Annotated in this window: 17 protein-coding genes and 3 riboswitches; of the genes, 12 read left to right on the top strand and 5 right to left on the bottom strand. The window is 40.2% G+C overall.

Annotated elements, in window-relative coordinates:
• Positions 1-6: 6 nt before the first annotated feature.
• The gene (locus tag V5M37_RS28565) at positions 7-606 is read right to left on the bottom strand and encodes an NADPH-dependent FMN reductase (RefSeq protein ID WP_423800217.1); all 600 of its coding nucleotides are present in this window, start codon (positions 604-606) and stop codon (positions 7-9) included.
• Between the two features lie 248 nt (positions 607-854).
• Between V5M37_RS28565 and V5M37_RS28560 the strand changes: the two genes are divergently transcribed.
• The 4 genes from V5M37_RS28560 (at position 855) to V5M37_RS28545 (ending at position 9,212) form a co-directional block, all read left to right on the top strand.
• Positions 855-1,946: an LLM class flavin-dependent oxidoreductase gene (locus V5M37_RS28560; protein WP_423800216.1), complete on the top strand. Its 1,092-nt coding sequence runs from the start codon at positions 855-857 to the stop codon at positions 1,944-1,946.
• Between the two features lie 297 nt (positions 1,947-2,243).
• On the top strand, positions 2,244-3,803 hold the full coding sequence (locus V5M37_RS28555; RefSeq protein WP_423800215.1) for an FAD-dependent oxidoreductase: 1,560 nt from the start codon (positions 2,244-2,246) through the stop codon (positions 3,801-3,803).
• Between the two features lie 315 nt (positions 3,804-4,118).
• Positions 4,119-7,343 (top strand): Ig-like domain-containing protein, encoded by a 3,225-nt coding sequence (locus tag V5M37_RS28550; protein ID WP_423800214.1) that lies wholly within the window; start codon positions 4,119-4,121, stop codon positions 7,341-7,343.
• A 42-nt stretch (positions 7,344-7,385) separates the two neighbouring features.
• Positions 7,386-9,212, top strand: a complete 1,827-nt coding sequence (locus tag V5M37_RS28545; RefSeq protein ID WP_423800213.1) for a carboxypeptidase regulatory-like domain-containing protein — start codon at positions 7,386-7,388, stop codon at positions 9,210-9,212.
• Between the two features lie 67 nt (positions 9,213-9,279).
• On the opposite strand, the gene V5M37_RS28540 is transcribed toward V5M37_RS28545, so the two are convergent.
• On the bottom strand, positions 9,280-10,737 hold the full coding sequence (locus V5M37_RS28540) for a S8 family serine peptidase (RefSeq protein ID WP_423800212.1): 1,458 nt from the start codon (positions 10,735-10,737) through the stop codon (positions 9,280-9,282).
• 220 nt (positions 10,738-10,957) lie between these two features.
• Positions 10,958-11,004: riboswitch (PreQ1 riboswitch) on the top strand.
• 121 nt (positions 11,005-11,125) lie between these two features.
• Between V5M37_RS28540 and queF the strand changes: the two genes are divergently transcribed.
• The 6 genes from queF (at position 11,126) to V5M37_RS28510 (ending at position 17,151) form a co-directional block, all read left to right on the top strand.
• Positions 11,126-11,626 (top strand): preQ(1) synthase, encoded by a 501-nt coding sequence (gene queF / locus V5M37_RS28535; protein WP_423800211.1) that lies wholly within the window; start codon positions 11,126-11,128, stop codon positions 11,624-11,626.
• 206 nt (positions 11,627-11,832) lie between these two features.
• Positions 11,833-13,260, top strand: a complete 1,428-nt coding sequence (locus tag V5M37_RS28530) for a L,D-transpeptidase family protein (protein WP_423800210.1) — start codon at positions 11,833-11,835, stop codon at positions 13,258-13,260.
• Positions 13,261-13,374: 114 nt separating this feature from the next.
• Positions 13,375-13,821: a DUF3052 domain-containing protein gene (locus V5M37_RS28525; protein ID WP_423800209.1), complete on the top strand. Its 447-nt coding sequence runs from the start codon at positions 13,375-13,377 to the stop codon at positions 13,819-13,821.
• A gap of 1,145 nt (positions 13,822-14,966) precedes the next feature.
• Complete coding sequence (locus V5M37_RS28520; protein ID WP_423800208.1) at positions 14,967-16,133, top strand: ParM/StbA family protein; 1,167 nt, start codon at positions 14,967-14,969, stop codon at positions 16,131-16,133.
• A gap of 15 nt (positions 16,134-16,148) precedes the next feature.
• The gene (locus V5M37_RS28515; RefSeq protein ID WP_423800207.1) at positions 16,149-16,742 is read left to right on the top strand and encodes a hypothetical protein; all 594 of its coding nucleotides are present in this window, start codon (positions 16,149-16,151) and stop codon (positions 16,740-16,742) included.
• 139 nt (positions 16,743-16,881) lie between these two features.
• Positions 16,882-17,151: a hypothetical protein gene (locus V5M37_RS28510; RefSeq protein WP_423800206.1), complete on the top strand. Its 270-nt coding sequence runs from the start codon at positions 16,882-16,884 to the stop codon at positions 17,149-17,151.
• Between the two features lie 36 nt (positions 17,152-17,187).
• Here V5M37_RS28510 and V5M37_RS28505 read toward each other — a convergent pair whose 3' ends face one another.
• Both V5M37_RS28505 and V5M37_RS28500 read right to left on the bottom strand, forming a co-directional pair.
• Positions 17,188-17,526, bottom strand: coding sequence for a helix-turn-helix domain-containing protein (locus V5M37_RS28505; protein ID WP_423800205.1), 339 nt, complete (start codon positions 17,524-17,526; stop codon positions 17,188-17,190).
• 16 nt (positions 17,527-17,542) lie between these two features.
• A complete protein-coding gene (locus V5M37_RS28500; RefSeq protein ID WP_423800204.1) occupies positions 17,543-18,478 on the bottom strand; it encodes a hypothetical protein in 936 nt (311 codons plus the stop codon).
• A 424-nt stretch (positions 18,479-18,902) separates the two neighbouring features.
• Positions 18,903-18,984: riboswitch (cyclic di-GMP riboswitch) on the top strand.
• Between the two features lie 36 nt (positions 18,985-19,020).
• Between V5M37_RS28500 and V5M37_RS28495 the strand changes: the two genes are divergently transcribed.
• Complete coding sequence (locus V5M37_RS28495) at positions 19,021-19,518, top strand: hypothetical protein (RefSeq protein WP_423800203.1); 498 nt, start codon at positions 19,021-19,023, stop codon at positions 19,516-19,518.
• A 301-nt stretch (positions 19,519-19,819) separates the two neighbouring features.
• A riboswitch (cyclic di-GMP riboswitch) is annotated at positions 19,820-19,904 on the top strand.
• Between the two features lie 30 nt (positions 19,905-19,934).
• Complete coding sequence (locus V5M37_RS28490) at positions 19,935-23,231, top strand: OmpL47-type beta-barrel domain-containing protein (protein ID WP_423800202.1); 3,297 nt, start codon at positions 19,935-19,937, stop codon at positions 23,229-23,231.
• A gap of 76 nt (positions 23,232-23,307) precedes the next feature.
• On the opposite strand, the gene V5M37_RS28485 is transcribed toward V5M37_RS28490, so the two are convergent.
• Complete coding sequence (locus V5M37_RS28485; RefSeq protein WP_423800201.1) at positions 23,308-23,442, bottom strand: DUF4023 domain-containing protein; 135 nt, start codon at positions 23,440-23,442, stop codon at positions 23,308-23,310.
• Positions 23,443-23,460: the final 18 nt, after the last annotated feature.

Below are 23,460 nucleotides of genomic sequence, written 5' to 3'. Positions count from 1 at the left end.
TACGACTTATCGAACAGTTTTTAACGCGCCGCTCCAAGAATTAACTTGGTCAAGCATAGCATTTACGTTATCAAGGTGTAATGCTTGTGGTTTGAAAACAGATCCGTTTTCAAAATCAGTGAACAAGGATAATGTTGGATGTACGCGAACGTCAGCGATCATTAACTCGCCCATGATACCACGTAAATGTTCAGCCGCACGAGCGCCGCCTGTTGAACCATAGCTTACGATACCTGCAGCTTTGTTGTTCCATGCTTCACGAGCGAAATCAAGTGCATTTTTTAAAGCGCCAGTAATGCTGTGGTTGTATTCTTGAACGATAAATACGAAGCCATCCAAGTTAGCAAGCTTTTCATTCCATTTTGCGATTCCTGGTTCTGTTCCATCAGTTGTTCCTAAGAATGGTAAGTTGAAATCAGCGATATCTACGATTTCATAATTAGCATCGCCGCGTTTGTCAGCAATCCCTTTTACCCATTCGCCAACTTGCGGGCTTACACGTCCTTCACGAGTGCTTCCTAAGATAATACCGATATTTAATTTTTCAGTTGTCATTTTGTTTTCCTCCTTAGCTGAATTGCCAAATAATTTGTCTATAAAACCCATAGCTACTGCACCACCTTGTATTTTCTTGATGTTAGGCTTGTGACCTTATTTTTTTGCTTTATTGCAAAAAATAAAACCTAAATAAACAAAGGTAAATGAAGTGTATTAGGCGCCTTTACAAATCATTTTTCCTTGAATTAAAATATCTTTAATCTGAGATTTATGATAGAATAATGAATGGATATTGTCAAGTAATCAATACTATTAGTAAGTTTTGTTTGCTGCAGAACTTTGGGAGGATACCGCATATGAAGACAGATAATATAAATGAAAATAACGGTATGGAAATTGGCATATATACACTAGGAGACTTGGTACCAGACCCGCAAACAGGTAAAACCATTAGTGCCAGACAAAGGATGGCAGAAATTTTGGAAGCTGCAAAAATGGCTGATGAGGCGGGCCTCGATGTCTTTGGTGTCGGTGAACACCATCGACTTGACTATGCGGCCTCTTCACCACCTGTGATTCTTTCCGCCATTTCTCAAGGGACAAAACGGGTGAAACTGGCAAGTACAACTACTGTCTTAGGGACTGTTGATCCAGTGCGTTTATTTGAAGACTTCTCGACGCTGGACCTTTTGTCGGATGGACGGGCAGAAGTGATTGCAGGCCGCGGGGCCTTTGTGGAATCCTTTTCACTGTTTGGTTATGATTTGGATGATTATGATGGGCTGTTTGAGGAAAACATCGATTTATTTTTGAAGTTAAATTCAAATGAAAGAGTGACTTGGACAGGAAAATTTAGAACCCCATTAAGGGACGCGGAAATCGCCCCTAGGCCTGTCCAAAAGGGGATTCCGTTTTGGGTAGGAGTCGGCGGTTCGCCGGAAAGCGCGATCCGTGCCGGTAAATATGGAGCAGGTTTAACAATGGCGATCCTTGGCGGTGATCCAATGAGATTTAAGCAGATTGTGGAAGTATATCGCAAGACAGCAACAGAAGCTGGGTTTGCGCTTGATGATTTAAAGGTGGCCGTAACGGGACATGCGTTTCTTTCAGAGACGAGCCAACTGGCGAAAGACAATTATTTCCCTTATTACGCAAATTATCGTGGGTTTTTCAATCAGGAACACGGAGTAAATGCCATGGCGCGAGAGGAGTTTGATAAGCTTACTGGACCGGAAACTGCCCTTTTTGTCGGCAGTCCGCAGGAGATTACTGAAAAAATCCTCCGCCAATATGAGGTTTTCGGGCATCAACGTTTCATGGCGCAAATGGATATTGGTGGCATGCCATTTAAAAAGGTAGCAGAATCCATCGAACTTTTGGCGACCAAGGTGGCGCCGGTTGTTCGACGTGAAACAAACAAAGCAGTTAAACAGCCTGTTTCATTGTAAGCATCAGTAGTTGGAGTCCCAAAAAATGGGCTCCTTTTTTTGCGTTTATAAACCAAAAACAGTCATTTTTTACTCCTTGCTAAAGCAGTATAAATGGGAATTCTGGCCATGCTGCTAGCCATTGTGTTCCTAAGTATCTACAGGTCACCCAGTCCGTTGATAAAAATAAACCAGATGACCTACTGCTTGCCTAAAGCCAAAAAGAGAAGCCATGCATATTTTATTGATAGATATTACTATCACAGGATAGTAATTCAATCATTAGCATGATTTATTTTTGCAAAAGGAGGACAGGCTTTGGCACGTACACCATTAGCAGGTATTTTGCAGAAGTCTTTTGCTGTGGCCAGTGCCGCAGTGGAAAAGGAAAAAAGTACTGGACAAGCTAATTTAAAGGAATGTACCACATCACAAAATGCCAATGATATTCCAGAAAAGGAAAAGAAGCAGTTAATTACAAGTAGTGGTGGTTTTCATAAAGCACCAAGGGTAGTCATTGTGGGAGCAGGATTAGCGGGACTCACGAGCGCCTTTCGACTTAAACAAGAAGGAGTTATCTCAACAATTTATGAAGCAGCCAATCGTGTTGGGGGACGTTGTTGGACAAGAAGGGAGCATTTTAAAGACGGCCAAATCGTCGAACGCGGTGGGGAATTAATAGATACAGGTCATAAAGAGATTCAAGAATTGGGAAAAGAGCTTGGCTTGGAATTTGATAATGTAGTGATGGCAGAACCAAAAGGGACAATGCCATTTTATTTTTTTGATGGCTGCTCCTATACCTTTGAGGAAGTCACAAATGATTTTATGCATATTTTGCCTAAACTCAAAAAGGATTTAATAGAGGTTGGTGAGACCACACTTTACAATCATTATACTGAACGTGGGTATGAACTGGATCATCTGTCAGTGTTGGATTATATTAATGAAATTGTACCGGGAGGAATTCAATCAAAATTCGGTAAATTATTGGAAGTTGCCTATACCGTCGAAAATGGAGCAGATGCAAGTCTGCAGAGTGCATTAAATCTCCTCTATATGTTGGGCTTTGCTCAAAAGGATCATTTTCACATATATGGAGACTCAGATGAGTGCTTTCATATTAGAGGTGGAAATGATCAGCTCCCCACCTTATTAGCTGACAATCTTACAGGACAAATCGAGTTAAATTCCCCTCTTATAAAAATTGAACAAACCAGCCAAAATGAAATAAGACTTACCTTTCGAAATCGTATAAAGGAATGGGAGGTTTTGGCCGATAAAGTTATTCTGGCTATTCCTTTTAAGATTTTAAGAACAATAGATTTTGAGAATGCTAGCTTTCGAGACTTAAAGAAAATAGCGATTGAAGAATTGGGAATGGGGGTAAATACAAAGCTCCATGCACAGTTTGCCCATCGATTCTGGAATGACCTTGGGAATAATGGAGAAACCTTTACGGATACTGGCTACCAGCAGACCTTCGAATCCTCACGTACCCAACAAGGCACTTCAGGAATTTTGGTCAATTATACGGGAGGCGAAACAGCAGCCAAACTTTCTGCGTTAACAGTAACAGAAAAGAAGGAGATTGCTAAAAGTTTCTTGGACAAGTTAGATCCCGTGTTGCCAGGAAGTACAAGCAATTGGAATGGTTTAGCCACGGTTGATCACTGGCTTAGCAATCAATGGTCAAAAGGAGCCTATTCTTACTGGAAAGTAGGCCAATACACAAAATTTGCCGGAATAGTTGGAGAGCGGGAAGGCAATATCTTCTTCGCTGGTGAACACACCTCCATTAAGTATCCAGGCTATTTAAACGGAGCAGTGGAATCCGGGGAAAGGGCTGCGAAAGAAATAATGAATGACTTACTATAAAGTGATGCATGGGGACGGTTCTTTTGCATCAGAAGCAAAAGAACAGTCCCTGGTGATATGGATAAATGGATAAGGGGCTTTACCTACGTTAAAGTTAGGCGTCGTAACAATGAGGAGTCATTCTGCTACAGTTTAATGCAGTAAATCAGTGGGGTTCAGCTCTTTTTTTTTGCATTTTTTTATTTTTTCTAGCAAAATCCGACTATCTTTTTTTGGAAAAATAGGATAATCTTAATAATCGAAATAGGATAAAATTACTATATTAATAGTGTTATTAGGACTAAAGTTCTATTTGGAGAAGGGTGATAAAGGTTTATGAAGTCGGTAAAAAAAGTATTCGTAATGTTTACAGTAATCTTCACCTTAGTTATGACAATCATTCCACCAAGTTTTGCAATGGGGGTTCTACAGGATATCACAACAAAGGGTGATACACCCGCTAATTGGCCGGAGGGCTTTGCACCGTATACTAACAGTAGTGGAGTGCCTATTTTTGACCCAGCCTCTGATGTTCATCCGATTGACGTTGATATAACGAGCGGTGTGGACAGAGGAATTGGGAATTTACCGTCAATGTATGTGGCCTCAGATGATACGAATTTCTTTGTTAGGTTAAGACTTAAGGGTAATCCTTATGATCGTAAGGGAGGGTTTTTATCCTCTGTCTGGTTTGTAAAGGTTGCAGTAAATGGAGAAGCTAAAGCGACGATTGGGTTGGATGGGAAATCCCCTCACACCGATTATGTTTATATCGCGAATGCAGACGGAACGAATGTTCAGCCTATTTACAAAACTACAGCGGATGGCAGCACTGTCCCCGGTACGAGAATTACCCCTGCGGAGAATGGCCATTACTTTTTAGACTTTCAGGTGCCGATTAGTAGAATAACAGACATGGTTCCAAGTATTACGGCCTCTACCCCAGTCCAGTTCTTCTTCGGCTCCTCAAAGGCTGCCAATCTATCAGTTATTAATAAGGATTGGATGAACCCTAGTGATGGAACTGGAAACACCGAGGAGTATAGCGGACTAGCTTCAGTCAGTCTTAATACGCAGTATCTTACTGTTTCGATAGATGGTGGGAACAGTAAACAGTATAGTACCACAAATAATAAAGTAACCGGCAGGAGTTCATTAGCGTCCGGAACTGTATCACTTGTAGTAAATAATACACCGGCTGTTTCCGTTCCAATTTCCAACCACAGCTGGAGTTATGACCTTCCAAGTAGCATCACAGCAAACAATGGAATATATAAAGCGTCCGCTACTGTAACGGAGAGCGGAAAAAACTCAGCTGCCACACAGGACATTATGATTCTCGATAACTCTGATACATTGCTCATAAACGGGGGAGCAAATGCAATAACGAACAGCAAAACGCCTGTTTTATCCGGTATATATGCAGGCAGCCATAGCAATAATGTTAGAATTAGAGTTTATATTGATGGCAATGAAATTACCCCAAATACAGGGGCAGATAGAAATACAACTAATTTGACTTGGACGCAATCAGCCAATCTGGTCAGCCCTTATGATGGAAAGGCTTTTTCAGTTAGAGTCGACTGGACAGATACTGGAAATAAAGCCACCTTGTTTGCCACAGCCACTCAACAATTAACCTACAAGGAAGGGATTACACTTTCGCCGGTTTCAGTCAACATTTCTCCGATAACGGGCGATGCCAAACCAGTCATTTCTGGAACATCCGGTGGTTCGGATAAAGTGGAGGTTCGGGTTGATGGAAAAACTGTCGAAATAGCCCAGCCAGACAGCAGTGGCAATTGGAAAGTACCAGCGTTAGAGCAGCCATTATCGATTGGAAATCATATCGTTTCAGCCATTGTTAGGAACTCCGCTGGTAATACAGCGATCGATAGCGAACCGTATACTGTTAGCGGATCAGCCATTACAATTGATAATGGACTGACTACTGCGAGCAATGACCCCGCTCCAACAATAAGGGGAAATACAAATGCAGCTGACGGAAGTAAAGTAACCATTACAATTGATAATTCTAGCAAATATGAAGCAATTGTAAAAAATGGCAGATGGGAGATTCAAGTTCCTAACAATACTCCATTATTTGAAGGCATACATACTGTTGCGGCTGCAGTTAATAACGTGAGTGCATCGCAGCAGCTTACTATTGATACGACAACCATTGTTGAAATTTTAACACCAGACAGTACGACAAAAGATGGAAGACCGCTGTTTAGCGGAACAGCTGAACTTGGAGCAACAGTTGAATTATTGGTAGCTCAAGAAAGCGGCCAGCTAGTTTTTGTAAAAAACCTTCAGGCTGATTCTGACGGAAAATGGCAATTTACGCCGACGGACGAACTTCCAAAAGGTTCTTATCAGATAAGGGCAACCGCCTCTGATTTAAACGGAAACGATGCCGAAAAAACAAGTACATTTACGATTACTGAAGCAACCGTTAGTATTACTAAAATTGATAATATTACTAGAGTTGTAGATTATGGGACAAGCCTAGATGATGCCGTAAAGGCATTAGGTTCAGAAGTAATAGTTTACTTACAGGATGGAAAAACTTCAAAAGTGGGCATAACCTGGAGTAAAACAGCAGAACCAGAATATAAAGGCGATACTCCCGGATCCTATGTATTTAAAGGTGCATTAGGAATGTTACCGGTAGGTGTTGATAACAATAATCTGATTCCCGTACCAACCGGGACGGTTACGGTTAAGGAAAAACCGACTGTCAGCATTAAGTCGGTAACGCCGGTTGAGGCAACTGTAGCCAACGGTACCACTTTAGAAGCGGCTAAAAGCGCACTTGGAAGTACGGTTCCAGTGACTCTGGAAAATGGCGTAACAGTTGATGTTCCAATTACTTGGAGTCCGAAATCGACGCCTGCTTATGATGGAACCACAGCAGGGAAATATGTGTTTACAGGAACTTTTGGCTCACTGTCAAGCACAATAGATAATTTAAGAGATGTAGCCGCACCTTCAGGGACCGTTGAGGTGTTGACTCCTCAGACAGTCAGTATAGAAGGTGTACCCCCTATCACGAAAATCGTACCTATTGAGACAGGGATTGATGAAGCAAAAAAGGCTCTTGGAAACATGGTAGCGGTAAATTTGGCAGGTGGAGGGTCAATAGATATTCCAGTTACCTGGAGTGAAGTATCCGTGCCAAACTATGATGGCCATAATCGCGGTGAGTACGTCTTTGACGGAACGTTTGGGCCGTTGCCAATAGGAGTAGATAATCATAATCAAGTAGCTACCCCCAAAGGGACAATCAAAATTTATAGTAACGCAGCTGATATTACAGCGTTCAGTTTTGCTGAAGAAACCAAACCAGCTCAAATAAATGCCGTTGATAAAACCATACTGGCAGAGGTTAAAAACGGTACCAGTTTGGAACAGCTAAAGGCTTCTTTTACGTTGTCACAATATGCCCGAGGAGCAAATATTAGCGAGGATTCACAAGTAAGCGGAATAACTGCGAATAATTTTTCAACACCGGTGACGTATACCGTGACAGCTGAAGATGGAACAAAGCAAGACTAGGTTATCACTGTTGTTAAACAGGCGAAAACAGCAGCACCTGACGTGACAAGTACTGTTCGGGCAGGCAATCAGCTAATAAATGGTACTTCGGAGCCCGGTGCAGTTATTTCTGTGAAACGCGATGACGATGTGCTAGGTACGACAACCGCAAACGATACTGGAAATTGGTCAATTGAATTAAATAATGGGGTCATGATTTCAAAAGGTGACATTCTTAACTTTACTGCCGAGGTTTTTGGTAAAGCAGCAAGTGACACCCGACAAGTTATTGTTCTTAGTGCCGTTCAATTAGTTTTAGAAGCAAACCCAAGCAGCGTCGTGGGGGATGGAATTTCAACTGCAGTCTTAACTGCCGTGTTAAAAGACTTAGAAGGCAATCCAATCCCAAATGTAGAAGTCAACTTCAAAACAGAATTGGGGACATTATCAGCCTCTAAGGCAATCACGGATGATAAAGGTCAAGCACTTGTTACACTACTTTCTCCAAAAATAGAAGGAACCGAGCCGCTTGAAAAAACAGTCACAGCTTCCGTGGCTGATGCTGCAAGAGGGGTTTATGCGGAGGATGACATCACGATTCATTTTCATCCGCCAATTATTAAAGGTCAGGTCTTAGATGCCAAAGGTAATCCGATTGCCAATGCACGAGTTTGGATTGAGACTGAAAGCGGCAAAATCGAGGTGACAACGGATAGTCAAGGCAACTATAGCATTACTGTCCCTCGCGCCGGTGATTATTATGTTAACATTCAGGCAGTGTCCATGATTAACGGTGAAGAAGTTACTTCTATCTTTACGCAAAAAGCTCAAGTTCAGGCAAGTGGTCAAAGTGAAGAATACAAATCTGAACCAAAGGTTAGTGGCCAATTATTTGTAGGAACGAGAAACAAACAGATTAAATCTTTAAAGGAAATGTTCCCTAATGCCCAGATCAATGTAAGTGTTTTAAATGATCCAACAGGTAATGTGCAGGCGTCCATTGATTCAGAAGGAAAATATGAATTAACTGGATTTGAACTAAGCAAAACCTACGAGGTAGTGTTCAATATTGTAGTGAATGGAGACCGGTTAGCCGGGAAATTAGCTGAAGTGACTGTTGGAACTGACGGCCAAATGATCATTCAGAATGAGTTAATTGACCCATTTGGATTAATCAAGGATTCTGTCACAGGACAGCTACTTCCGGGAGTTAATTTGAAGCTATACTGGGCGGATACGGCATTAAACAAAGGAAATGGGCGCATCCCAAATACCCTTGTTCAATTGCCGGAATTGCCGAATTTCCATCCAAATAAAAATAACAATCCACAGCTTTCGACAGACATGCTGGATAATACGGAACAAGTTGGAAACTATGCATGGATGGTGTTTGCAAATGGTGATTATTATATTATTGGCGAAAAAGACGGCTATGTAACGTTTGACAGCCGTACAGATTTAAAAACCAATAATACACTTGGGGACAGCTGGGTTAAAGATGGCATTATCCACATCGGTCAAACGATGATGCGGTATGACTTTTCAATGGATCGGGTAGCAGCTTTGCCTTCGGAAACAGATGGTAATGGTTCAATACCGTCGAATCCTTCTGGGTTAGATGGTAATAACTCCAATACACCAGCTCCAACTAATACAGGTGAAAACAGTACAGCGGCAACTTCATCTACTGCAGATGAGGCAGACACTTTAAATGCAAAACAACAATCTGCAGAACCAAAGACGCAAAAGGAATCAAAGGTTTTGCCAACAGGTCTGTCTTTGCCTAAAACAGCAACAAATATGTATAATGCAATATTTTTAGGGTTTTTAATTATAGGATTAGGTATACTGCTTTTTTACAAAAATTTTAGAAAAAAAGAGCAAATATAAAACTAGGTGCCTGGTTCCCACTTTGCTAAATTTACGCAGCAAAGGTAGGGACCAGGCTCCTTTTTAATTATTTATTATTAGACAAGAAATTGAAAATATTAGCCTCCCCAGCTCCGTAAAGCGGGTCAACTCCAACTTTACCGAAATCAATGGCGCTTTGTCTGATGGCTGCGGCGACTTGTGCTGGTGAATATTCTGGATGAGCTGCCTTAATGACCCCGGCTACTCCGGCAACCTTTGGCGCCGCCATGGAAGTTCCATGTAAATAAGAGTATCCATGCCATTTTCCGTCACTGAATTGTGTTGTGGCATTACCTCCTCCAACTGGATAAGAAGGATAGGTTGATAATGTACGATACGTGTAATCACGTTTATCTAGATAATTCCCAGCAGGGTCTTGACGATACAGGCTATCATATAAAGGACCATTATCCCCGCCCGGACCGGCAACATCAATGGCATTGCCGTAGTTAGAATAGAAGGCGATGCTTTTATCTGACCACTCATTCGAAGATGAGACTGTAATAACCCCCGGAATTTGCGCAGGTGCTACACGAGATGGGCCTTTAATGTCTAAACCGTAAGTTGCCTTCCAATAGGCTTGCATATCATGCAGGTTGTTTAAATCCTTTGAGTCATTTCCCGCTGATACGACAACGGTAACACCCTTTTGAATGGCATATTGTGCTGCGCGGTGATAAGCAACCATTGAAGCAGAGTCACCTTTGTCCCCATAGTTATGGGCCATCCATCGCCAGCCGCCAATTGACATGTTAATGACCTCAACCCCATCATTAGCTGCGGCCACAATGGCATCGGTAATCCACGATTGCTGCGCTCCACCTGTTGCCCCAAACACACGATAGGCACGAACGGTTAACCCGGGTCCTACACCCTTTACCTTTCCATTTGCTGCAATCGAACCAGCAACGTGGGTACCGTGGCCATTTTTGTCCCAAGCATCTGTTGTGCCAGGAACAAAGGTTCTAGAGCCTGTCAGATCTGCATTATCCTTTAAATCAGGGTGGCTGAAATCAATGCCCGTATCGATAACAGCAACAACTGTATCATGATTTCCATCATTTAATTTATAAGAATCCCCATTATGTGTTAGGCGCTGCATATCCCATTGTTTATCCCAATAGCTTGGAGCATTTGGGTCAAGAGTTACCTTCTGCCCATTAGGTGTACCCGGGGTAAATTGAATAGCGTCATCGGGGTCTGTTTCCAAATAGGCTTCAAGCTCCCTTCCAGCCGATTGAATATTCGTATCCTGTGAAATTTTTGATAGAAAGTCCTGATTAGAGGAGGCAGCTTCAACGATTCCTATTTCTTCTACAACCCGTTCCACTTTTCCGCCAGCCTGTTCAATTTTTGCAGAGAAGTTTGCCGGAAGCTTTCCTTTATAAGCTAACACATAATGTTCTTGTCCCGCTTCTGCCTTAGGCTTGTCTGCCTGCACTCCGGCAAGCAATGAAATTGAAAGAACTGAACAAACCGATAGAACCGCTAATCTTTTTTTCAACCCAATTCCCCCTAGCAATCTGGTAAATTAACGTTTGAGACGTTATGAGTTGATTTTAGGACAAGGTCATAAAATAAAGTGTCGAACGAACAGTTGGACTGTTAAAAATTTATAGACAGATAGGTACAATATGCTTGTACCCTCGCTAAAAATTTTTCCATTTGACGAATACTGCGCTGTCCAATATAGTATTAATATAAAAATAGAATACCCGTATCGAACGGGAGAGGTTCATAGCTGTTACCCTCTATAAAAAACTATGGATTCATGTCAATAAAGCCATGTCCATAAGGATGTGGCTTTTCTGCTTTTATCCCCTTAGTTTGATTAGAATGGTGAAGGACCTCTCTTGTGAAAGTGCTGGGGCACATTTACAGGAGGTTTTTTTATGTCTGGACGTACAGATGAACAAGGTTTAAAGGATTTAACACTGCTCGGAAATCAGGGCACTAAATACTTATTTGAATATTCGCCGCAAGTTTTGGAGGCCGTCGACAACCTGCATCCAAACCGCGACTTTTTTGTAAAATTTAACTGCCCTGAGTTTACAAGCCTTTGCCCGCTGACGGGACAGCCGGATTTTGCAACGATGTATATTTCTTATATCCCCGATCAGAAAATCGTCGAAAGTAAGTCGCTGAAATTATATCTGTTCAGCTTCCGAAACCACGGCGATTTCCATGAAGACTGTGTCAACATCATCATGAATGATTTAATCAAGCTTCTGGATCCACGGTACATTGAGGTTTGGGGGAAATTTACACCGCGCGGCGGGATTTCAATTGATCCATGGTGCAACTACGGTAAACCGGGCACCAAGTATGAAGAAATGGCTCAATTCCGGTTGATGAATCATGACCTTTATCCTGAAAAAGTGGATAACCGATAAGATACAGCTAACAAGAAGATATACTCAGAAATTCCCTCCCTCCTTTGGTCCTAAGGCCATGGGAGGTTTTTTTATTAAAAAACCTTTACAATATTTTCACTTATGTTAGAGAAATAGAAATTTTACAAATTTACCGCTAAAATTTGACAAAATATTCCTCCTTTTCGTGGTACTTTATAATCATCAACAGAATTGGGGAGAGAAATATGAGGAAATTATCGTCTGCGGTTTTAATTTTTGTATTAACTTTCTTTTTCTTTTCAAGCCAATCAGAGGCTGCCACTTCTCAGTTAATTATTATTAATAAGAAGACAAATACCTTAGCATATTACGATGGAGGCACATTAGTAAGGACTTTTAAGGTGGCGACAGGGAGGTCAAGGGACTTAACTCCCGAAGGAAAATTTAGGATTGTTAATAAAATTGTAAATCGCCCTTATTATACAGGCCATATTGCCGGAGGGGACCCTCGTAACCCACTAGGCGACCGCTGGATGGGCCTTGAGGCAAGAGGAACCTATGGAACCACCTATGGCATCCATGGGAATAACAATGAAAGCTCCATCGGCCGGTACGTCAGCTCAGGCTGTGTGCGCATGCATAACTCGGAAATTCGATGGCTCTTTGACCGAATTCAAAATTATACGGAAGTGGTTATTACCCATTCCGGTGACAGTTTTGATACTATCGCCATGGCTAATGGATACGGAGTAACCGTACCGGTTAATGGAGAGAATCAAGGTACGCCGGCACCACAAATTCAAAACGGCTGGGTGCAAGCAGGTGGCAATAAGTATTATTATGAAAATGGAGCGGTAAAAACAGGCTGGCAGACGATAAACGGCAAAAGATATTTCTTTGATAAAAACGGAATAATGAAGACCGGCTGGCTGACGGAAAGCGGCAAGAAATATTATTTGGATAGCAGCGGTGTGTTGAAAACAGGCTGGCAAGAGATTAAAGGGAAGAAATATTATTTTTCAAATGATGGTGTGATGAAGAGCGGCTGGCTGGAAGATGGCGGTCAAAAATTCTATCTTGATAAAGACGGTGCAGCGAAAACGGGGTGGTTGGAAGACGGTGGCAATAAGTATTATTTTGATGCTGCCGGGGCAATGAAAACCGGCTGGATCGAGGATGGCGGAATGAAATATTTCCTTGACCCTGCCGGCGCGATGAAAACGGGTTGGCTGGAGGACGGTGGAAATAGATATTATTTAGATAATACCGGAGCCATGAAGACGGGCTGGCTTGAAGCGGGCGACAAGAAATATTACTTTGCTAGCGATGGTGTGATGAAAACCGGGTGGGTGAAGGACGGAGAAAAATGGTACTATCTTGACCAAATTGATGGCATGAAGACCGGTTGGATCAATTATAAAGGCAAATGGTATTACATTAACTCCAATGGCGTGATGGATAACACCGTCATCAGCAAGCTCGAGGACTTTGATCCTGTTGTTACGGAAAATACCGGCTGGACGGATATTGCCGGGTATAAATACTTTTTAAAGAAAAACCCTACTCTTGTCACTGGCTGGTTGAACTTCGAGAATAACTGGTACTATCTCTACGTTAATGCCGATATGGCAAAAAACTTCCTCAATGATAGTAATAAGCTTGTTCAAAATTAAGAATCGCAAGGAGAAGACACTTTATGAAGTGTCTTCTTTTTTATATGAAAGGTATGATAAGTCAAAGGAAAAGTTTAAAATGTTTGTAGGTGTATAGGAAAGGAAGGAAGTTCAATGTCAGTGCTAAAGAAGTTGCAGTTTAAGGACCAGGGACAGCCGGTGTTCATTGTCAACGCACCGCAGTCCTACGATGAGGCCATTCGAACATTTGAAGGTGAAGTCCACTGCGAGGCGGTAATGGAACGCTATGATTTCGTACAGGTATTTGGGACAAGCAATGAAGAATTGGGGGCTTTGGCAAAGAGCGCTGAGAAATTCGTAAAAGAAGACGGACTTTTCTGGCTATGCTATCCGAAAAAGTCCTCAAAGACCTATAAAGGTTCTGATTGCAGCCGCGACACTGTGATGTATTTATTGGCAGATGAAGGTTACGAACCTGTCCGGCAGATTGCCATTGACGACGATTGGTCAGCCTTAAGGTTTCGGAAGGCCGAGAATATTAAAACCATGAAGCGAAGTTTTGCTGTTACGGAAAAAGGAAAAGAGCGGACGGAAGATTAGGCAAATAAGTCGAACACACTCTTTCATTCCCATATATATTGAAAAGCTAAGAAATGGATTAGGTACTCAAGTTTGAGTATCTTCTTTTTAGTTTCACCTGGAATTTTGTAATAAACAACCCCATGTATACAATGCGTAAACACGTTTACTTTTCGTATACATTTTGTTTACAAATCCGTTTACACGTATACAAAGTTGTTTACATCCTGACGCCTAGCCATGTATACAGCTTTGTAATTTTCGTAAACATTGCCGTATACATTTTCATCTGCGTTTACTCCGGCCCGTGTCAATTTGATGGGAAGTTGAATGTCAGTTCTTAAAAAATTGTAACCAGCGTTCGCCAGTGTTAATTATCAACACATCAATTCTACGATGAGGTTATTGAAACATTTGAAGTTGAGGTCTACCACGTGCGAAAATGTTTGGCAATGATTTTGTGCCGGTAATTAGGACAAGTATAAAGTATTAGTGCCTCTAGCAAATATAGTGCTGAACGGTTCGTAAAACCAGCCGGGCTTTACTGGCTATGCTATCCGAAAAAGCCTTCTAAGACCTATAAAAGTTCAGATTTGCAGCCACGACATGGGGGTGTATTTACAGGTTGATTAAGACTATGAACCTGTCCTTCAGATCACTATCGACTATGATTGGTCTGCATTAAGGCTTCGGAAGGCAGAGTATAGTAAAACTATGTAGTGAAGCTTTGCTGTAACGGAAATTTAAGAACCACCCTATCGCACTTTGTAACCGGATTGAGAGCGATTCGATAATGCAGGTAAAAACGAAAGGAAATAGATTTTAGGGTCCCTAAAAATGGGTCCCCTTTTTTAGTTTCTCTGAAATATTTGTAATAATCTACTATTGTTTACAATCTGTAAACGTGTTTACTTTTTGTATACGTTTTGTATACAAACGTGTTTACATGTATACAAAGTTGTACGCATTCAGTTATTCCGCCATGTATACAGATTTGTTATTTTTGTAAACATTCACGTTTACAAATTTCCCCATGTTTACATCCTGTTTACAATTTTACACTTGTGTTTCTTTTCGGCCAGCCTCATTGAAGAAACTAGTAATCTTCTATACGCTTATAGAAAGTACTAGATTGCAATCCTATTAAATGAAAAGGAATGATGAACATGACTAAATCCAGAATTGCAGCTATCGATGTAGGTAATGACTCCATCAAGGCTATTTTTGGTGAATTAGAATATGAATTAAATATTCCTAACATTATCGCAAGAGACACCGAGGACCGCCCTGTCATAGGCATTGAAGAACTGGACAGCAAAGACCCATTAGATGGGATACATATTAAAGTGCACTCCCCTGCCCTAAAGGAAAATAATATTATCTATCGTGTCGGAAATTTGGCGACAAAAAGCAATAACACTACCGAGCTGGACCCTGGCAGCAGCAAGTCTGAGGAAGACCAGACATTAATTATGCTATTTGCGACATTGGCAATGGATGCCGTAAAAGCCGAATTCCCGCGCACGAAAAACATTATTGATGCCAATTACACATTAGGAACGGGCCTGCCGCTGCGTGAAGTAAAGGAAGGCAAGGATGCCGGCTATCGTTCGAAATTGCTTGGTAATGTCCATCAGGTTGAATTTCTTGTAACTCCAAAATACCAAGGCATTAAAGTTAATATTAGGTTCAATGAAGTAAAGGTTTATCCTGAAGGCTTTGCGGCCTATATCAACCTTGTCATGGATAATAATTTAAAAGTAATTAATAAGGACTTAATCGATAAACGCATTTTAATTCAAGACATCGGCGGCCTCTCCACGGACATCGCCGTCATTAAAAACCGCAATGTCGACGATGACAAGGCGCAAGGGTTTAATCTAGGGGTATCCGAATCGCTAGAAATGATTCGTGAAGAAATTCGCAAAAAACACGGTGTGGAGCTCGACAGCCGCCGCGATGTCGTAGAAATTATTACGAAGAAAAACGACCGCAATCACATTATGGTAAAAGGAAGCCGGACAAGTGTCCATGACATCACCGACCGCATCCTGCTAGACCTTGCGAAAAAGCAATACCGCTTGCTGCGTAATGTCTGGTCTAAGAACTCGCAGACGGAAATCTGCTACTTTGTCGGCGGCGGATCCATCATTTTAAAGGAATATTTAAAAGCGTTGAATAACGGTTTAGATGGTTTTAATATTGATTTCTTTGAGGACGAGAAGGAAAGCATTTGGATGATGTCGAATGCTTATTATAAGTTAATTACGGATTTTGTTCGTAAAACTGAGAGGCAAAAGGCTCCCCAAGATAAAGCACCAGTAAAAAGCTAATTTTAGGGTGATTCTATGAAAAAGGCATCCGAAAACGAAATCAAGAGGGGCCAGGCTTTATCTTTCCGCATCCCTTCTGATACTCCGGATCACATATTAAAACAGCTTCAAAAAATTAAGGAAACAGAACGCCGGAATTTTTCCAGCAAGATTGCTTCATTTGTTATGGAGGGTGTCAGCCAGTCCTTTTCCCGGGAAAAGGAAACGGTAACCATCCCCCTCCCCAAGGGGCTAACGAAAGCACAGCGTGATTGGCTGAAGCACGAGCATTCCGAAGCACTGCTGGGAAGCATTCTTTATCAGTTGATTTCCGACCCAGTAAGGTCGACCGCACTGCTGGCCTCGTTGAACAGCAAGGCTGTAGATATTGATGAGGCGTTGTACCTGCAGGAGACTACGGCCTTCCCTGCCCCAGAGACACATTCTTTTTCGGAGAGCCCTTTTGAAGAAGAAATAGCTGCAGGAATCGACTTGGTTGATGATGATTTGGACGAGTTTGCTTTCGAGACCATCTACCAGGCCATGTCCCCTACTGAGGATGAAGCCGACGAGAAGGACCTTGATGCCGATGACCTGCTGGGCGGGTTTTTGGCGAGTATGAATAAATAAGGATTAAGATGAGGCACCTTGGTGATGAGGTGCCTTTTGCTATGGTTTAGTATCCAATATTACCGGTATTTTATAATTTTAATAGGGTTATAGCTTAAAAGAATAGAAATTAAGTAGATTAGGAGGGATGAAGATTCATATGAAGGTGTGTATACAGGTAATTATGGGGATTATTATTGGCTGGCTCCTGTTCTATGTCATGGGGCTTGAACAGGAGGAATTGTTTAAGTTCGTGTATCAATACATAAATTCGACGGTGTTTTACTTTAGTGTTGTGGTGGGAGTGCTTGTTATTTGCTTTACTGTTCTTCGTAAATTTAAGGTTTTTGGGGTTGCTGTTGCGGTTACGATGGTGGGGGTGTTTATGGTGGTTTATGTAGCGCTGAATACAGGAAGTATTGGGTTTTAGGCATATAAAGGGGTGAAGAAACCACCCCATTTGAATCTAATGGAACAATTTTGAAAAAATGCCTTTTAGCGAATTCCCTTTTTTAAAATAAATATCTTCTCGCACCTTTTCGTTGATAGCCTGCCAAAGCATGATTTCTACGTCCGAGAGCTGCTTGGATTCCTCCTCTTTTAGGAAAGCGGCAAAATAGTCTAACGGCACTCCGTAAAATCTTGAAATATCCGCCATGATCTCAAACGAAACAGACTTACGATCCCCTTTTTCAAGCATGCTTAAATATTGAAGGGTGATCCCGGTCCCCTTTGCAACTTCTTCGAGTCGTAAATTTCTTTCTAATCTTAATCTTCTTAACTCCTGCCCCAATGGAGTGGCCATAGTATACCTCCTTCCCCTACTCAATTTCCGAGCTGTATTTAATCGTTATGATATAGTACCAGCTAACTGCAGCTTCAAATAATGTGATAATAAGTTCTTCTGATTTTCTTGGAATTTTAAAATATCTTTGTATTTGATAGTGAAGCAGCTCGTGAAAAATAGTTTGTAATTGCTCAGGGTAATCCATTTTGTCGTCAATGATAATCATTGTTTTCTCAGGATAATAAACACCTTTTATATCTTTCAAATCCATAAAAACAATAGGGATTTTATATTTTCTTGCTATCTTCTTCGTTAATAAATTGATCTGGGATTGATTAATCGACATAAACTGCTTATGGAGGTATCCAATAATAGTATAGTAGGTAAGAAATAGAATAAGAACTAGATTAACTTCAAGCCGATTGAAGAAAGATAGTATAGGAAATATAACCGCCACTTCAAACATCATTGGCCCAAATCGATCCAAAAATAGCTTACTGGATACTACTCCAGTTTCAAGATAAACATAGACATATTTCAGAACGATGCTTAGAGTCAACATAAGCAGCATAGTAAGATACCTAGCTAAATAAGACTTGTCACTATATTCATTATATATCTCGTTGCAGATAATGATAATAATAATATACATGGAGAGCAAGGATATCCTAGCATGGATGCTACCTTTTTTTAGAATAAAACTGGCAACTAAACAATCAACAAGCAGATAAATGAAACCGTAAACAATGGAGAAACGATCAAATATTAGTAAAGATAATATTACATGAAAAAAGGAATAGCCAAAACCGGAAAAAACCTTCAAATTAATTTGGTCAAACAGGACCATAATGCAAAGAAAGAAAACAATATTCCATTCCAGCTCTTCGGGGAAAACAATAAATAAATCTGTCAAAGCTATAGAAGGAATAAGGAAAAACAAATAGATATGCTGCCGCCTGAAATGATTCATGACGATTCTCCTGTTAATCAGTACTTTTATACCATTTTTAATTATGTTACTTGAGAAAATTTACAATTTAAATAATTATTTTTCTACAAAAAATTAAAATTTTGACGGATTTTGTCTTTCGAAAGTTATTTAATTCCACTATTGTTTAATATATTCTTAATATAGAACTTTGTAAGATTCTAACTTTATTTTCCTCCTATTTTTTAAACGCACTAACAAAGGTTAGTGCTCTTTTTTTATGAATGGGAATGAAATTTGCAAAACTAACATGAATTATGTCGGAGGAAAAAACCACCATTAAACTATAGTTTAATCTATAATGAATTCATAGAAACGATATTTTTATATTAAAGTGGCCACGCAATATTACAAAATGTCGTGAATTTAAGGATGTAATGATAGTTTTTAAACCGAATTTACATCCTTAACTCGGGGAAGCTTTGAAGTATAGCCTTAAATTGGACACTTGGGCTATATGGAGCTAGTAGTGTAACCGGCCCTCTTAGGTTTTAAAAATTATTTTTCTAAGAGGAGAGAGGACTATGAAGAAGATTTTATCAGGGGTAGCAGCAGGAGCTTTAGCTCTAGGAATTATGGCAAGTTCAGCTTTTGCGGCAGTAACCATCGACCCGTCAACAGGAAAAGGGTTTGTGGGTAAAGGTGATGTCCAAACTGCGCTAGGGTACAATAATGCTAAAATGCAGGCTGAAGCTAATAATCTTGTTTTCACGTATAAATCAGAAGAAACTTATGCAATTACGGTCACATGGGATACTGGTGAGGGTACAAGAGGAGAGGAAACTCATTACGTAGCACATGAAAGGACCTCTTCTGTTGATAGCAACGTTTCATATGATCCAAGAAAAGCAAACCAATATACTGGTTTTAATCTGATAGGATATGAAGGCATTTTAACGGAGGTTGGTAACATTCCTGCGGTTGGAGAAGAGTTCCCAGGAAATTCAGGGCATACTGTAACTGCTGTTGAGTTAGTTTCATCTACCGGCGGTTTATATGTGAATGGGGTTGCACTTCAGTAATACGTTGATTATGTTTGCCGATTTCGTAAGCTCAAGAAGGTGCTCTTAAGGGGGACCTTCTTTTTTGGATTTATTGTGAATTCTACAATTGTTTAATAATTCCCTAAAGTTTTGTTGAAATTTGCCGAAAATTAGTTGGAACATGTCGAAGGGAAAAAATACCTATAAACTATAGTTTAAATTATAATATTTTCATAGATATATAGTTCTATAAACAGAACACACCCTATGAAGTTGATATCGATTTGGGGAGTAATGGGAAGAGGGTGAGCTATGAAATTATCATTTCAGGCAATTCTTTTATTTTTTGGGAAGCGATGATATATAACCGGCAATCTGGACACTTAGGTTATATGGAGTTAGTAGTGTAACCGGCCCTCTTAGGTAGTTTGAAAAATGGATCTAGGAGGTAAATTATGAAGAAAAAAGTTTTACGAAAATACATTAATATAATGTTGATAGTTATATTAATGGGATCATTAAGTTCACCTGGGTTTGTACATGCCGATCCCGGAAATGGGAATCCTGGTAATTGTGATAACACACCAAGTAACCCTAACTGCGCTAAAGTAGATAAGACAGCCCCTTCATCACCTACGATTAACTTAAGCCCTAATATAACAGATTGGACCAATCAAAATGTTACTTTTACACTTACTCCTGGAAAAGATAATCAGGGTGGAAGTGGAGTTGTTAAAACTGAATATAAAATTGGGGATAATGGAGTCTGGCAACTGTATTCCGGACAGACTGTCATAGTTCCTGGTGAGGGTGAAATAACAATTATTGCTACATCGACAGATAATTCAGGTAATACAAGTGTTGAAGCAACGGCTGTTGTAAAATTAGATAAAACGGCTCCTTCAAGCCCAATTTTAACAGCTTCACCAAATGATTGGACAAACCAAGATAAAGTTACAGTTACTCTTTCATCAGGAACTGATAGTCTAAGTGGTGTTTTCAAAAACCAATATAAAATAGGTAATGGAACATGGACCGATTACTTGAATAGCCCAGTTGAAATTACCTCAGAAGGTATAACAACCATTTATGGACGAACCATTGACATAGCAGGGAATATTAGTAATCAAGGTCAAACAGAGGTGAAAATTGATAGATCTGGTCCAACACTGCCTACAATTATTCCAAGTGCCTCTAGTTGGACAAACCAAGATGTCACTTTTACCATAACTTCAGGTGCCGACAGTGGCAGTGGAGTTCAAAAGACACAATATAAAATTGGGACGGATAATGAAAATTGGATTGATTATTCAAATGATGCACTGGTAAAAGTAACGAATGAAGGGGAAACAAGGGTCTATGCCAGAACCTTGGATAATGTAAATAACCCGAGTACAGTTGCCGAGGCAACTATTAAAATTGATAGGACAGGTTCGACTAGTCCATCCATAATATTAACACCATCAACATGGACGAATGGTACAGTAACCTTTTCAGTTCAAAATGGTGAAAAAATCAGCGGTAGTCCAGTTGTAAAAAGCCAATATAAAATAAATGATGGTGATTGGCAAGATTACGAGGTACCAAGTGTAATTGATACAGAGGGACTCACAAAAATAACTGCACGGACAATTGATGAGGCAGGAAACTACAGTCATGAAACAAATGAATATGCAAAAATTGATACACATGCACCAACATCTCCAGAAATTATTCCTAGCACGACTGATTGGACTAATCAAAATGTAACTTTCACACTTACCCCTGGGGTTGATGAAGTCAATGGAAGTGGTGTTAGGGAGACTCAATATAAAATTGGTGAAAATGGTACTTATATTAAATATGAAGGTAAAGTAACCATTGAGTCAGAAGGACAGACTGTTATATTTGCTAGAACGGTTGATGATGCAGGGAACACTAGTGAATCTGTAAGTGTAACTGTAAAATTTGATAAGACTGCTCCAAGCGAGCCAGGTATATCTTCTAACCATCCTGATTGGACAAAGGAAAATGTAATTGTAACCCTTACCGATGGTCTGGATGAACAGAATGGCAGTGGTTATAAAAAGACACAATATAAAATTGATGATGGAGATTGGCAAGATTATACGTCACCTATTGATTTTGATCAAGCAGGTGAGTATAAAGTTTATGCTCGTTCAGTTGATATTGCTGGGAACAAAACAGTAACAACTCCAATCGATGTAAAAATAGACAGAACAGGCCCAACACAACCAACAGTTAATGCAAATACAGAATGGACTAACGGGGATTCGGTAACAGTTACTATTGATGAAGGAACTGACTCGGATAGTGGCGTTGAGAAAACAGAATACAGTTTTGGCAATTCTGATGAATGGGTTGTCTATAATTCACCATTCCAAGTAACTACTGAAGGAATCACAACGATTCATGCACGCTCAATTGACTATGTGGGTAATACAGGGGAGGAAAGAGAAATTCAAGTAAGAATTGATCGTACAGCACCTGATGAACCAACAATTCATTTAAGCAGAACAGATTGGACGAACCAAGCAGTTACCTTTACTATTGAGAATATTAATGATGATCGCAGCGGTGTTTCCAAAGTAATGTACAAAATTGGTGATGATGGTGAATGGTTAGATTACACTCCTGGTGATATAATTACCGTTGAAAAGGAAGGTATTACCCCAATTTACGTTAAGGTAGTTGATAATGCAGGGAATATAAATGACGAAGCTACCGAAGATGTTAAATACGATATAACACCACCGACTAAACCTACGTTTGATGTGAGTCCTGTTGATGTCGAATGGGCGAAAGAGGATGTTACTGTGACTATTAATGAGGGTGAAGAACTGACTAATGTGAATGAAGATATAAGTGGCGTCAATCAAACTGAGTACAGACTTGAGGAGTCTAATGAATGGATTAAATATATTGATCCTATTCAAATTTCTAGGAACGGAACAACCACAATATATTCACGCACTATAGACATTGCAGGAAATGTAAGTGAAACTAATCAAGTTACTGTAAAAATCGATAAGGAAAGCCCATCCGAACCTAAAATAACTTTAAGTAAAGAAGGTTGGACAAACCAAGATGTGACCATTTCAATTGAAGAAGGTCGAGACCAAGAAGGTTTAAGTGGGGTTGCAAAAACAGAATATAAAGTTGGCGACGGTCAATGGGAACCTTACAATGAACCATTTACAATCAGTGAGCAAGGAAGCAAAACAATTCTTGCTAGAACAATAGACAATGCCGGTAATGTTAGTGATAACGAAGCGGCCACAGTTAATATTGATAAGACAGGACCACAAATAACTGTGAGTGGAAACCAAGAAATCTATCAGGTTGACCAATTAATTCAAATCAAGTGTCTGTCTAACGATACTGAGTCTGGACTAGCCTCTCCTTGCCAAGACTACTCAGCTAATGCTTATGAGTTGGGACTGGGTGACAAAAAGGTTACATTTACTGCAACCGATAACGCTGGAAATCCAAACAGTGTTGATGTGACCTTTAAAGTTGTAGTGACCTATAGTAGTTTAGAAAAATTAACTACCCTATTAATTACTAATCAGGACATTGCCCATTCATTAATAGTGAAATTAGAGGCAGCTCAGGAATCACTTAAGCGAGGAAACATTAAAACTGCAAATAACCAAAAGAATGCTTACAAAAATGAAGTTCTAGCACAACGTGGGAAGACATTAACAGCGGATCAAGCTACAACATTACTAAAATTATTAGAAGAATTATAAGAATAGGATTTAATCTAAAGAAAAAAGGGAGATTCTCTAAAATAGTGGAGCTCCCTTTTTTTTTTTTATATTTGGATCAATGCGTCTTATTAGGCAATTTTTTAGCAGGCGTATCACTGCCCTGATTCTGTCTATTTTTTAAATCCTTTTCCTGTTTTTCATGAATCCTTTCTACAAATTCATGCGTGCTGCCTTCAAGATTTTTATCCATTATTCGAACCTCCTATTT

This window comes from Neobacillus sp. SAB-20_R2A (genome assembly GCF_049568635.1).
In the GTDB taxonomy this organism is placed as follows: domain Bacteria; phylum Bacillota; class Bacilli; order Bacillales; family Cytobacillaceae; genus Neobacillus; species Neobacillus citreus.
The sequence above is the reverse complement of the archived record's forward strand: the minus strand, read 5'-3'. Positions and strand labels throughout refer to the sequence as shown.

Excerpts from the sequence above, each read along its gene's own strand:
- V5M37_RS28485 (WP_423800201.1), bottom strand. The coding sequence starts at position 23,442 with ATGGATAAAAATCTTGAAGGCAGCACGCATGAATTTGTAGAAAGGATT.
- V5M37_RS28500 (WP_423800204.1), bottom strand. The coding sequence starts at position 18,478 with ATGAATCATTTCAGGCGGCAGCATATCTATTTGTTTTTCCTTATTCCT.
- V5M37_RS28525 (WP_423800209.1), top strand. The coding sequence starts at position 13,375 with ATGTCAGTGCTAAAGAAGTTGCAGTTTAAGGACCAGGGACAGCCGGTG.
- V5M37_RS28560 (WP_423800216.1), top strand. The coding sequence starts at position 855 with ATGAAGACAGATAATATAAATGAAAATAACGGTATGGAAATTGGCATA.
- V5M37_RS28520 (WP_423800208.1), top strand. The coding sequence starts at position 14,967 with ATGACTAAATCCAGAATTGCAGCTATCGATGTAGGTAATGACTCCATC.
- V5M37_RS28515 (WP_423800207.1), top strand. The coding sequence starts at position 16,149 with ATGAAAAAGGCATCCGAAAACGAAATCAAGAGGGGCCAGGCTTTATCT.
- V5M37_RS28530 (WP_423800210.1), top strand. The coding sequence starts at position 11,833 with ATGAGGAAATTATCGTCTGCGGTTTTAATTTTTGTATTAACTTTCTTT.
- V5M37_RS28490 (WP_423800202.1), top strand. The coding sequence starts at position 19,935 with ATGAAGAAAAAAGTTTTACGAAAATACATTAATATAATGTTGATAGTT.
- V5M37_RS28510 (WP_423800206.1), top strand. The coding sequence starts at position 16,882 with ATGAAGGTGTGTATACAGGTAATTATGGGGATTATTATTGGCTGGCTC.
- V5M37_RS28495 (WP_423800203.1), top strand. The coding sequence starts at position 19,021 with ATGAAGAAGATTTTATCAGGGGTAGCAGCAGGAGCTTTAGCTCTAGGA.
- V5M37_RS28550 (WP_423800214.1), top strand. The coding sequence starts at position 4,119 with ATGAAGTCGGTAAAAAAAGTATTCGTAATGTTTACAGTAATCTTCACC.
- queF (WP_423800211.1), top strand. The coding sequence starts at position 11,126 with ATGTCTGGACGTACAGATGAACAAGGTTTAAAGGATTTAACACTGCTC.
- V5M37_RS28505 (WP_423800205.1), bottom strand. The coding sequence starts at position 17,526 with ATGGCCACTCCATTGGGGCAGGAGTTAAGAAGATTAAGATTAGAAAGA.
- V5M37_RS28565 (WP_423800217.1), bottom strand. The coding sequence starts at position 606 with ATGGGTTTTATAGACAAATTATTTGGCAATTCAGCTAAGGAGGAAAAC.